13 protein-coding genes and 1 rRNA gene are annotated in these 11,754 nt (G+C 62.8%); 2 read left to right on the top strand and 12 right to left on the bottom strand.

What is annotated here, in order from left to right:
• The 6 genes from G542_RS0113180 to G542_RS0113160 all read right to left on the bottom strand — a co-directional run.
• Positions 1 to 135 (bottom strand): 16S ribosomal RNA (locus tag G542_RS0113180); the annotation flags it as partial.
• 324 nt (positions 136 to 459) lie between these two features.
• Positions 460 to 1,833 (bottom strand): NAD(P)(+) transhydrogenase (Re/Si-specific) subunit beta, encoded by a 1,374-nt coding sequence (locus G542_RS0113175; RefSeq protein ID WP_012698668.1) that lies wholly within the window; start codon positions 1,831 to 1,833, stop codon positions 460 to 462.
• Positions 1,834 to 1,846: 13 nt separating this feature from the next.
• Entirely contained in the window at positions 1,847 to 2,143 is a 297-nt protein-coding gene (locus G542_RS0113170) for a proton-translocating transhydrogenase family protein (RefSeq protein ID WP_012698669.1), read from the bottom strand.
• 10 nt (positions 2,144 to 2,153) lie between these two features.
• Complete coding sequence (locus G542_RS0113165) at positions 2,154 to 3,272, bottom strand: Re/Si-specific NAD(P)(+) transhydrogenase subunit alpha (RefSeq protein WP_012698670.1); 1,119 nt, start codon at positions 3,270 to 3,272, stop codon at positions 2,154 to 2,156.
• Between the two features lie 7 nt (positions 3,273 to 3,279).
• The gene (locus tag G542_RS18600) at positions 3,280 to 3,456 is read right to left on the bottom strand and encodes a hypothetical protein (RefSeq protein ID WP_155826706.1); all 177 of its coding nucleotides are present in this window, start codon (positions 3,454 to 3,456) and stop codon (positions 3,280 to 3,282) included.
• Between the two features lie 164 nt (positions 3,457 to 3,620).
• Positions 3,621 to 4,385 carry a TSUP family transporter gene (locus G542_RS0113160; protein WP_027824355.1) on the bottom strand — a complete coding sequence of 255 codons (765 nt, stop codon included), beginning with the start codon at positions 4,383 to 4,385 and terminating at the stop codon, positions 3,621 to 3,623.
• Between the two features lie 262 nt (positions 4,386 to 4,647).
• On the opposite strand from G542_RS0113160, the gene G542_RS0113155 reads away from it, so the two are divergent.
• Complete coding sequence (locus G542_RS0113155; protein WP_027824354.1) at positions 4,648 to 5,733, top strand: L,D-transpeptidase family protein; 1,086 nt, start codon at positions 4,648 to 4,650, stop codon at positions 5,731 to 5,733.
• 76 nt (positions 5,734 to 5,809) lie between these two features.
• On the opposite strand, the gene G542_RS0113150 is transcribed toward G542_RS0113155, so the two are convergent.
• The 6 genes from G542_RS0113150 to rpmH form a co-directional block, all read right to left on the bottom strand.
• Positions 5,810 to 6,052, bottom strand: coding sequence for an alanine-zipper protein (locus tag G542_RS0113150; protein WP_012698674.1), 243 nt, complete (start codon positions 6,050 to 6,052; stop codon positions 5,810 to 5,812).
• Between the two features lie 246 nt (positions 6,053 to 6,298).
• Positions 6,299 to 7,651 carry a tRNA uridine-5-carboxymethylaminomethyl(34) synthesis GTPase MnmE gene (gene mnmE / locus G542_RS0113145; protein WP_027824353.1) on the bottom strand — a complete coding sequence of 451 codons (1,353 nt, stop codon included), beginning with the start codon at positions 7,649 to 7,651 and terminating at the stop codon, positions 6,299 to 6,301.
• 103 nt (positions 7,652 to 7,754) lie between these two features.
• Positions 7,755 to 9,407 (bottom strand): membrane protein insertase YidC, encoded by a 1,653-nt coding sequence (yidC, locus tag G542_RS0113140; RefSeq protein WP_027824352.1) that lies wholly within the window; start codon positions 9,405 to 9,407, stop codon positions 7,755 to 7,757.
• Positions 9,408 to 9,425: 18 nt separating this feature from the next.
• Complete coding sequence (yidD, locus tag G542_RS0113135; RefSeq protein ID WP_012698677.1) at positions 9,426 to 9,635, bottom strand: membrane protein insertion efficiency factor YidD; 210 nt, start codon at positions 9,633 to 9,635, stop codon at positions 9,426 to 9,428.
• Positions 9,611 to 9,973: a ribonuclease P protein component gene (rnpA, locus tag G542_RS0113130; protein ID WP_012698678.1), complete on the bottom strand. Its 363-nt coding sequence runs from the start codon at positions 9,971 to 9,973 to the stop codon at positions 9,611 to 9,613. Before rnpA ends, yidD begins: the two co-directional genes overlap by 25 nt.
• A 9-nt stretch (positions 9,974 to 9,982) precedes the next feature.
• Positions 9,983 to 10,117 carry a 50S ribosomal protein L34 gene (rpmH, locus tag G542_RS0113125; protein ID WP_012698679.1) on the bottom strand — a complete coding sequence of 45 codons (135 nt, stop codon included), beginning with the start codon at positions 10,115 to 10,117 and terminating at the stop codon, positions 9,983 to 9,985.
• Between the two features lie 184 nt (positions 10,118 to 10,301).
• Between rpmH and dnaA the strand changes: the two genes are divergently transcribed.
• A complete protein-coding gene (gene dnaA / locus G542_RS0113120) occupies positions 10,302 to 11,747 on the top strand; it encodes a chromosomal replication initiator protein DnaA (protein ID WP_027824351.1) in 1,446 nt (481 codons plus the stop codon).
• Positions 11,748 to 11,754 lie beyond the last annotated feature (7 nt).

Below are 11,754 nucleotides of genomic sequence, written 5' to 3'. Positions count from 1 at the left end.
TACTCGGTACGTTCCGATGCATTACTCACCCGTTCGCCACTCGTCAGCAGACCGAAGTCCCTGTTACCGTTCGACTTGCATGTGTAAAGCATGCCGCCAGCGTTCAATCTGAGCCAGGATCAAACTCTTTCGTTCAATCTCAGCTAAGTACTTGGCTTGCTCAAAGAAACGACAAGAAAATGTTTTTCCTTGCGTCTATTTGAAGTGCGAGCCTGTGGGTTTCCACAAGCGCTCACACTTATCGGTTGTTCGTTTGTTAAAGAGCTTTCCGGACCAGCCGGCGCTGCGTCGTGCAGCGAGGTGGCGAACTATACCCACCTCTCCACGCACCGTCAACACTTCTTTGCCAAAAATCCGCAAAACATGACTGCATTTTCCACAAATCACTGTTTTTGAAAGATTTCCATGTAAAAAACCCCGGACATCCTTGCCCGGGGTCTTGTCTGCATGCGCAAGGGATCAGAGCTCCGCAGCCTTCACCAGCTCTTCCACCACCTTTTTGGCGTCTCCAAACACCATCATGGTCTTGTCCATGTAGAAGAGATCGTTGTCGAGGCCGGCGTAACCCACACTCATCGAGCGCTTGACCACGATCACCGTGCGGGCCTTGTAAGCCTCAAGGATCGGCATGCCGTAAATCGGGCTGCTCGAATCCTTCTGGGCTGCCGGGTTCACCACGTCGTTGGCACCGATCACCAGCACCACGTCGGTGTTGGCAAAGTCGGAGTTGATCTCCTCCATCTCCAGCACCTGCTCGTACGGCACCTCGGCTTCGGCCAGCAACACGTTCATGTGGCCCGGCATGCGGCCGGCCACCGGGTGAATGGCGTAGCGCACGTTCACGCCTTTTTCGGTCAGCAGCCTGGCGTATTCCTGCAACGCATGCTGGGCCCGTGACACGGCCAGACCGTAGCCCGGCACGATGATCACGCTGTCAGCGTTGCTCATCAGGAAGGATGCATCCTCGGCCGAGCCCGACTTGTAGTTCTTCGGGCCCGCGGCTCCGGCCGCGCCGCCACTGCCGGCTTCGGCACCAAAGCCGCCCAGCAGCACCGACACGATCGAACGGTTCATCGCCTTGCACATGATGTACGACAGGATGGCACCGGACGAGCCGACGCAGGCACCGGCAATGATCAGCACCGGGTTGTTCAGCGTAAAGCCGATACCCGCTGCCGCCCAGCCCGAGTACGAGTTGAGCATCGACACCACCACCGGCATGTCCGCGCCACCGATCGGGATGATCAGCGTCACGCCCAGCACCAGGGCAATGGCGACCATCGCGAGGAAGGCCGCGTGTGCGTCAGTCATGAAGTACAGCACGCCAAAGCCGACCATGGCGATCGCCAGCAGCAGGTTCAGCAGGTGCTGGCCGTTGAACACCACGGCCCTGGAACCGAACTTGCCGGACAGCTTGCCGTAGGCAATCACCGAAGCGGTAAAGGTGATGGCACCGATAAAGGCACCGATGAACAGCTCGATCTTCTGTACCGGCGTATGTTCGACGCCGCTGTGGAAGATGGCCGCCACGGCAATCAGCACGGCCGACAGGCCGACCAGCGAGTGCATGGCCGCCACCAGCTCCGGCATGCCGGTCATCTGGACGGTCTTGGCCTTCCAGGCGCCGATGGCACCACCGGCCACGATCGCCACGCCGATCAGGCCCAGCACCGGCTTGTCCATGATGGCAAAGGTGGTCAGCACGGCGACCAGCATGCCGATGATGCCGTAGAGGTTGCCGCGCAGGGCGGTTGTCGGGCTGGACAGCCCCTTGAGCGCGAGGATGAACAGCACCGCCGCGACCAGGTAAAGAATGGCAGACAGGTTTTCCATGTTCGTTCAGCCCTTATCTCTTCTTTTTCTTGAACATGTCGAGCATGCGCTGGGTGACCAGAAAACCACCGAAGATGTTGATGCTCGCCAGGAAAATGCCGATGGCGCCCAGGACCGAAGTCAGGGTGATGGACTCACCGTTGATGTCCACGACCTGCAACAGGGCACCGACGATGATGATGCCGGAAATGGCATTGGTCACCGCCATCAGCGGGGTATGCAGGGCCGGCGTGACGTTCCACACCACGTGGTAACCCACGAAAACGGCCAGCACGAAAATGGTGAAACTGGTGACGAAGGGATCGACCATGTTTCTCTCCTTATTGGGCAGCAGGGAAACGCACCTGGCCTTCGTGGGTCACCAGGGTGGCCGCCAGCAGGTCGTCTTCCAGATTGAGCTTGAAGCCTTCCTTGGTCAGCATCAGGCCGAGGAAGGTGAGCAGGTTCTTGGCATACAGGCTGGAAGCATCGAAAGCCACCATGCCCGGCAGGTTGGGCAGGCCCACCACGGTCACGCCGTTGTCGGTGGTGTATACCTCGCCTGCGCGGGTCAGCTCGCAGTTGCCACCGGCTTCGGCGGCAATGTCGATGATCACGCTGCCCGGCTTCATCTCCGCCACCACATCAGCGGCGATCAGGCGCGGCGCGGGCCGTCCCGGGATCAGCGCCGTGGTAATGATGATGTCGGCAGCCCTGGCGTGCTTGGCGACCAGTTCTGCCTGGCGACGCTTGTAGTCGTCAGACATTTCCTTGGCGTACACGCCGTCGTTGGCGGCTTTTTCCTCGTCGGTCATCGGCACTTCGATGAACTTGCCGCCCAGCGATTCCACCTGCTCCTTGGTCGACGCACGCACGTCGGTGGCTTCCACCACCGCTCCCAGACGCTTGGCCGTGGCGATGGCCTGAAGACCGGCCACACCGACCCCCATGATCAGCACACGGGCCGGCTTCACCGTCCCGGCAGCCGTCATCAGCATCGGCATGAAGCGCGGGTAGTAATGCGTCGCCAGCAGCACCGCCTTGTAACCGGCAATGTTGTTCTGGCTGGAGAGCACGTCCATGCTCTGCGCGCGCGTGGTGCGCGGTAGCAGTTCCATGGCAAAGCCCGACACCTTCTTCGCCGCCATCTGCGGGAAAGTGGTGTTGGCGTACGGTGCCATCATGCCGACCAGCACGGCGCCTTCCTTCAGGCCGGCGATGCAGGCCTCTTCCAGCGGACGCACGGTCAGCACGATGTCGCCCCGGGCCAGCAGCGCCGCCCGGTCGGCCACCACTTCGGCGCCGGCATCGGCATAGGCCGCATCCGGCATCGCGGCATTCAGCCCGGCTCCGCTTTGTACCGCCACCGAGCAGCCCAGTTGCACGAGCTTCTTGACCGTTTCCGGCGTGGCGGCGACCCGCGTCTCGCCCGCCCTTTCGGCGGGAATCACGATTTGCATGGTTACCTCATTGAGGGATGGTTGGAATGGAACCGTTACCGCAGGTTGCCGGCAGCTCGCGCGGGCGCTCAGCACAACCTGCAACGACCGCCTCGATCAAACGGTCGTTTAAAATTCTTTTGGCATTCAAGCGCATTTTTTCGTCGCTGTGAAGCATTTCTTCGCTGTGAGACAGGGTTATCACTCAAATCGCCTGGCGAGACAACCTCCTGTCACAGGCATTCGCCCGGCCGTGTCGCATTTCCCTTGCCGGCCGGGCCGCAGCCTTCACCCAGGGCTGCTGCACCAAACCATTGATCAGGATGGATTTTGCCTGCCCGTCCGGTCCGGTCCAGCCGGCATGACGCCCTAAGCTGCACCCCACATATCGTAAGCAAATTTGCCGATCAGGACCGCCAGCAACATCAGGAACAATACCCGTACGAAACCGGCCCCGCCACGCAGCGCCAGCCGTGCCCCCACCAGCGACCCGGCCACGTTGCAGACCGCCATCGGCACGGCAAACTTCAGCAGGATGTGGCCGGCCGGGACAAAAAACACCAGCGCGGCCAGGTTGGTCGCAAAGTTGACGAACTTGGCCGAAGCCGAGGCGTGCAGGAAATCGAAGGCAAAAAAGCGGATGAACAGGAAAATCAGGAAGCTGCCGGTACCCGGCCCGAAAATGCCGTCGTAAAACCCGATCGCCCCGCCGATCAGTGCTGCCAGCCAGCGTTCGCGCTGGCCGATCACGGCCGGCTTGTGCAGCTTGCCGAAGTCCTTTTTCCACAAGGTGTAGATCGCCATGCCGACCAGCAGCACCAGCACGGCCGGCTTCATCACCTCTTTGGGAATCAGGCTCACGGCTGCGGCGCCGGCAAACGAAAACACAAAGGCACAGCCGGCTGCCGGCAGGATCAGCGCCCACGGCAGGCGCACGCGACGCATGAAGCTGCGGGCGGCACTGGCCGTACCGAAGATGGACGAAAACTTGTTGGTGCCGAACAGGGTGGCGGTATTGACCTCGGGCAGCGCGTTGAACAACGCCGGAATCTGGATCAGCCCGCCTCCGCCGACGGCCGAGTCGATCAGCCCGGCGACAAACGCCATGGCCCCCAAAAACAACAACTCTTCAATCACGATGTCTCCACGGCATGCAGGCCGGCGTTCAGCACAAGAGCGCGAGACTAGCGGCTTGTCCACCCGGACGTCAAAACACTTGTCGTTTAACCGGCCAGGCATCCGCCGCCCATCGCCCGCGCTGGCCGCCAGCAGACGAACGAGGCGAGAATTCCGGCCAGAAGTTCTACCGTACAAAGCGTGGCAAGCCGCCACGCTGACGGCGAAGCCCGGATGCTTCGCCGTTTTTCTTTCTGGAGTCCATGCCGTGCGACGGATCATGCCCTTACACCGTCTGGCCGCTCTCGGAATCGCAGGGATCGCCCTGCACTCCGCTCCGGCCCAGGCGCTGGAATTCGACCTGCCCACCAACGGCGACACCGTGGTGGGATCGCCCTCGGTGGTCATTCCGACCCCGGAAAATTCCCTTTATGACCTGGCGCGTTATTACGACACAGGCATTCTTGACATCAAGCTGGCCAATCCCGGCGTGCATCCGTGGGTGCCGGGCAAGAACCAGCGCATCATCATCCCGACCCAGTACATCCTGCCCAAGGGACCGTGGCAGGGCGTGGTGGTGAACGTCGCCCAGCGCCGGCTGTTCTATTTCCCGCCGGCCCGGGAAGGTGAACCGCGCAAGGTCATCACCTTCCCGGTCGGCGTGGCCAAGGAAGGCTGGTCCACCCCGCTGGGCTCGACACGGGTCACGTCAAAACTGCGCGATCCGGGCTGGTCGGTGCCACGCAGCATCAAGGCCGAAAAAGAGGCGGAAAACGGCCTGCCGTTTCCGGATTACGTCCCGCCCGGACCGGACAATCCGATGGGCATGCTGGCGATCGGCACGGGTTTCCCCAGCATCTTCATCCATGCCACCAACAAGCCCTGGGGCGTCGGCATGCGCCAGAGTCACGGCTGCATCCAGCTTTATCCGGAAAATGCCAAACTGCTGTTCGACACCCTGCCGAAAAACACGCCGGTCCGCATCGTGCACGAACCGGTGGTGGTCGGCCGCCTGAACGGCGAAGTGGTCATGGCCGCCTATCCGGCACTGGACGAATACCGGCAGCAGGAGCCTTCGCTCGACCAGCTCAAGGACACCATCCGGGCCCTGCCGCCAGCCGGCAAGCCTGCACCGAAGACAGCAGCAGCCGACCTTGACCGCCTCGACTGGCTGCGCGCCCAGTCGGTGCTCGACAGCCACAGCAGCCTGCCGGTTTCCCTTGACCCGGATACGCCCATGCCCGGCGAACAGCTGTCCCGCGTCCGGGCCCAGCCCTACGACCGCCCGCCCTACGGCAGCGATGCCAACAACGCCACACCGGTCGGCAAGCCGGACACCCCGGCCGGAGACGACGCACCGGCGTGAACCATCCGGCGTCACCACAAAAACCATCGGGCCATGCTTTACATGCATGGCCCGATGGTTTCGGCGAACGTACGGCTTACTTCGACACACCCTTTTGCATCATGCGCTCGAGAACGGCCGTATTCTGGTTCGACTGCTGCAACGCTTGCGATGCCACGGCACCGGCATTGTTGGCCTGCTGCATCGCCTGGTTGGCGGTTGCCAGAGCCTTGTCGGCCGTAGCCTGGGCACGTTCGATTTCCGGCGTAGTCGATGCACATGCGCTCAGCCCCAGTGCCACCACCGCACCCATCAAGCCAAGGGAAGGTTTCAGAAACATCGCGGGTTCTCCTAAAGGAAACGAGGTCTGAATACCGACGGCACCATGCCTGCCAGCCCAACTGACCGATGCCACGCCCAGGAAGGTTTGTCCTCCGCACAGCCCGGCACACAGAATCAGGACCTCTTAAGAAGTACTAACACCCCCCGTCGAAAAGGCAAGGACAGACAGGCCGACAGCCTGACGCCGCACCGTCCGGCAACTGTATTACGCTGAAAAAACGACAGTTTCCCGGCAATCCGCCCGTCACTTGCCGATGCAGAACCGGCTGAAAATCACCCCCAGCAGGTCGTCGGCACTGAACTCCCCGGTGATCTCGGACAGGCAGGCCTGCGCCTGCCGCAAGTGCTCGGCAAACAGCTCGGCTGCCAGGCCATAGGCCTGTCCGGCGGCCTCCAGCTCGGCTTCGGCCCGACGGATGGCGTCCAGATGGCGCTCCCGCGCCAGAAACAGTCCCTCGCTTTCACCCTGCCAGCCAACCGCTTCCAGCAGGACCTGCCGCAGGGCGTCCACGCCGGCACCACCCCGGGCCGACAGGCGCACCACGACATGTCCGTCCTCTTCGCTGACGCCAGCCGTTTCGCCGGTCAGGTCAATCTTGTTGTGGACGAACACCCGTGGCAGCCGCTCGGGCAACCGCGCCAGGATCGCCGCGTCCGCTGCGGTGACGCCATCGCGGCCATCAACCAGCAGCAGCACCACGTCCGCCCGCTCCACGGCCTGCCAGGTCCGCTCGATCCCGATGCGCTCCACGGTATCGGTGGTTTCGCGCAGGCCGGCCGTGTCGATGATATGCAGCGGCACGCCGTCGAGCACGATCTGTTCGCGCACGGTATCGCGAGTGGTGCCGGCAATGTCGGTCACGATGGCAATCTCGTCGCCGGCCAGTGCATTCATCAGGCTGGACTTGCCCACGTTCGGCTGGCCGACCAGCACCACGTGCATGCCTTCACGCAGGATGGCGCCCTGACGGGCGGTGGCCAGCACGGTGGCCAGCTGCCGGCGGACGGCAGCCAGCCGGCCCAGCGCATCGGCCTTTTCCAGCCATTCGACGTCGTCCTCTTCCGGGAAATCCAGCGTTGCCTCGGTCAGCATGCGCAGGTCGATCAATGTGTCGACGAGGCGGTGGATTTCTGCCGAGAACGCGCCCTTGAGCGACTTGAGTGCGCTGCGGGCCGCAGTTTCGCTCTGGGCATCGATCAGGTCAGCCACGCTTTCGGCCTCGACCAGGTCCATCTTGTCGTTCAGGAAGGCACGCTTGGTGAATTCGCCCGGCTCGGCCAGCCGCGCCCCCAGCTCCAGGCAGCGGGCCAGCAGCATGCGCAGGATGACCGGCCCGCCGTGGCCCTGGAGTTCCAGCACATCTTCGCCGGTAAACGAGTGTGGCGCCGGAAAGTACAGCAGCAGCCCGCTGTCGATGGCCTGACCGTCAGCGGCGACAAAATCGGTATAGAGCGCGTAGCGCGGCCTTGGCTGGCGACCGCCGCTGAGCTGGCCTGCCAGCGGCAGCAGGTTGCGGCCGGACAGACGGATCACCCCGACGCCTCCACGTCCGGGTGCCGTGGCGATGGCGGCAATGGTGTCGGCAAGATAGTTCATGAGCAATTCCGGAAAAGGGAGCGCAAGGTGTCCGCATGCTAGCGCGGCACCATGAAAAATGCCCGCTCCGGTCAGGAGCGGGCACGGGGTCAACCGGCAGCGGTCAGGAGCTCTTCGCCTTGGCGGCGTCCTTTTCGATCTGCTTGTTCACCCACCATTGCTGGGCAATGGACAGGATGTTGTTGACCAGCCAGTACAGCACCAGACCGGCCGGGAAGAAGAAGAACATCACCGAGAAGGCCAGCGGCATGATCTTCATCATCTTCGCCTGCAGCGGGTCGGCCGGCGGCGGGTTGAGGAAGGTCTGCAGGTACATGGTGGCCGCCATCAGGGCCGGCAGGATGTAGTAAGGGTCCGGCTTGGCCAGGTCATGGATCCACAGGATCCACGGAGCCTGCCGCAGTTCGACCGAGGCCAGCAGGGCCCAGTAGAGACCGATGAACACCGGAATCTGCACCACGATCGGCAGGCAGCCGCCCAGCGGATTGACCTTTTCGGTCTTGTACATCTCCATCGTGGCCTGCTGGAACTTCTGGCGGTCGTCGCCGTACTGTTCCTTCAGGCGCTGCATGCGCGGTGCCAGGGCCTTCATCTTGGCCATCGAGCGGTAGCTGGCCGCCGACAGGGGATAGAAGGCGGCTTTCACCAGCACGGTCAGCAGCACGATTGCCCAGCCCCAGTTGTGCACGAGGCCGTACAGCTTGTCGAGCAGCCAGAACAGCGGCGTGGCGATGATGGTGACCCAGCCGTAGTCCTTGGTCAGCACCAGACCCGGTGCGACGGTGGCCATGCGGCGGGTGTCTTCCGGACCGGCATACAGCGGCATGTCGATGCTGTACTGCTGGCCGGCGGCCACGACCGGCAGCTTGACCAGTACGCCGGCGGAGTAGAGGTCGCCCGCAGCCGGCTTGAGCTCGAACTGGCAGGCCTCGGCGCTGCTGCATACCGACTTGCCGTCATTGGTCTTGAGGATCCAGGCGCTGACGAAGTAGTGCTGCACCATGGCCACCCAGCCGTTGTCGGCCTGGCGCACGTAGTCGCCCTTGCCCTTGGCCAGGTCCTCGAAGCTCACCTTCTGGAACTTGCCCGTTTCGGTGTACACGGCCGGACCGGTGAAGGTGTGCGCCATGCTGCTTTCGCCTTCCGGTGCCTTGCCGTCACGCAGCAGGCGGTAGTAGGCGGTGGCATCCACCGGCTTGTCGCTGTGGTTGATGATGTCGTAGCGCACGTCGATCACGTAGCTGTCGCGCTTGAACGTGAAGATCTTCTTCACTTCGACACCGTTGACCGGTGCGGCGGCCAGCGTCACCGTCAGGGTGTTCTGGTCCGGCGACAGCGTGTAGGCGGTCTTGTCGGCGGCATACAGCGTCTTGTGCGTCGGCAGCGAGGCGTCCGACGACAGGAGACCGCTTTGGGCCACGTAGGTGCGTCCGCCCTGCTCGGTCATCAGCATGAACGGCTTGTCCGGATTGTCGATGGCCCCCTGGGTCAGAAGCTCAAGGCTGCGGATGTCACCGCCGGCAGTGTTGATCTGCGCCTTGACCAGGTCCGTGGTCACGGTAATGGTCTGGGCGCTGGCCAGCTTGCCGGTGGCAGGACTGTCGGCCGGCCGGGCGGTGGCAGGTGCGGGCGTTCCGTCCGGCTGGACGGCAGCGGCCACGGGTTTCGGCTGCGGCTTCGGAGCAAAGTATTCCTGCCAGACGAACAGCAGGCCGAAGGACAGCACGATGAAAACGATCAGACGTTTGGTATCCATCTCGTATCCGGTGGAATGTCAGGGAACCGGGTCGTAGCCACTGCTGCCCCAGGGGTGGCAGCGGCCGATGCGCCTGAGCGCCAGCCAGCCGCCCTTGAGCGCACCATGCTTCTGCACGGCCTCGATCGCATACTGCGAGCAGGTCGGCTGGTAGCGGCAGCGCGGCGGCAGCCACGGACTGATGGCCAGCTGGTAGAAGCGGATCAGCGCGAGGACGATACGCGACATGACGACAGCCTGGCAAACAGGGCCCGCAAGGCTTCGACAGCCTCGGGACGACCGGCCCGGTCAAACGGAGCACGCACCCGCACGACAAAGTCGACGCCCGCAACCCGGTCAGGATGCTGGCGGAACGTGTCTCGGATCACGCGCTTCATGTAGTTGCGGCGGTTGGCGCGCTTCGCAGTCTTTTTGCTGACCACCAGCCCCAGCCGGGCGTGCCCGAGCTGGTTGGGTGCAACATAGACCTGAAACCAGGCGTTGCTGCGAACGCGGCGCAAACGAAAAACGGATGAAAATTCATCCGTTTTCAGTATTCGCTGCGCGCGGCGAAAGCAGAAAGCCACTGGCCTGCCTTAGGCGGACAGACGGGCACGGCCCTTGGAGCGACGGGCAGCGATCACGGCACGGCCACCGCGGGTCTTCATGCGGGCACGGAAACCGTGAGTGCGCTTGCGCTTCACGACGGAAGGTTGAAAAGTGCGCTTCATCTTAATTCCCTATTTCGAAACGGAAAAATAAACGCGAGATTACAGCGTCTGTTCGGCTCTTTGTCAACCACTGAAATCATGCAGGCTGTGGATAAGTCTCTGGATACACGGTAGAATACCCGGCCTTGCCGATTCCGGAACCTCCGGGACCGGCGCATCCGCCGCCTTGATTCCATTTGAGCCCATGACCGATCTCTCTGCCTTCTGGCCGCAGTGCCTGGCCCGCTTCGAGGCCGAGCTGTCGGCACAACAGTTCAACACCTGGATCAAGCCCCTCGTCTGCGTGGCCGGCGAGGACGCCATTGCCCTGTACGCAGCCAACCGCTTTTCGCTCGGCTTCGTCAAGGAACGCTTCCTGTCGCGCATCGAGACCTTTGCCGAAGACATCCTCGGGCGCCCCGTCACCATCGAGCTGCGCATCGGCGGCGCACAGGCCGGCGCCAGCGCGCCGGCAGCAGCCAGCCCGCGCAGCCAAGGCAGGCCGGCTCCCGCACCGGTTGCGGCCACGCCGACCACCGGCTCGCTGGCCGACAGCATCGTCAGCGACGTGCCGCTGCCCAACGTCAAGCTCACCGCCCCCAAGCCGGCCATCGGCGGCGGCCACGAGAGCACCCGCCTCAACCCGGCCTTCACTTTCGAAAGCCTGGTCACCGGCAAGGGCAACCAGCTGGCCCGCGCCGCCGCCTTGCAGATTGCCGACAATCCCGGCGATTCGACCTATAACCCGTTCTTTGTCTACGGCGGAGTCGGCTTGGGCAAGACCCACTTGATCCAGGCCATCGGCAACCACGTCTACCAGAAGAACCCGCAGGCCAAGATCCGCTACATCCATGCCGAACGCTACGTGGCCGACATCATGCGCGCCTACCAGCACAAGGCGTTCGACGAGTTCAAGCGCTACTATCATTCACTGGACCTGTTGCTGATCGACGACATCCAGTTTTTCGCCGGCAAGAACCGCACCATGGAGGAGTTTTTCTACGCCTTCAATGCGCTGCTGGAAGGCGGCAAGCAGGTGATCATGACCTGCGACAGCTACCCCAAGCAGATCGAAGGCATGGACGAACGCCTGATCTCGCGCTTCAGCTGGGGCCTAACGGTGGAAATCCAGCCGCCCGAACTGGAAATGCGCGTAGCGATCCTGATGAAGAAAGCCGAGGCCGACAACCTCAAGCTCGGCAACGACGTTGCCTTTTTCATCGCCCAGAACGTGCGCTCCAACGTGCGCGAACTCGAAGGCGCGCTGAAACGCGTGGTAGCGTATTCGCGTTTTTCCAACCAGCCGATCTCGCTCGACCTGGTCAAGGAAGCCCTGAAAGACATCCTGGCGGCCGGCAACCGGCAGATTTCGGTCGACAACATCCAGAAAACCGTTGCCGACTACTACAAGATCAAGCTGTCCGACATGCACAGCAAAAAGCGCAGCCGCGACATTGCACGGCCGCGCCAGGTTGCCATGGCCCTGGCCAAGGAACTGACCAGCATGTCGCTGCCCAACATCGGCGATGCGTTCGGCGGGCGTGACCACACCACGGTGCTGCACGCCTGCAAGACCATCGCCGAAATGCGCGAGTCCGATCCGGACATTTCGCGCGACTACGCCGCATTGCAGCAAATGCTGCGCAACTGAGTTGTCA

The organism is Laribacter hongkongensis DSM 14985 (assembly GCF_000423285.1).
GTDB classification, from domain to species: Bacteria; Pseudomonadota; Gammaproteobacteria; order Burkholderiales; family Aquaspirillaceae; genus Laribacter; species Laribacter hongkongensis.
This window is presented reverse-complemented; position numbering and strand designations above follow the sequence as displayed.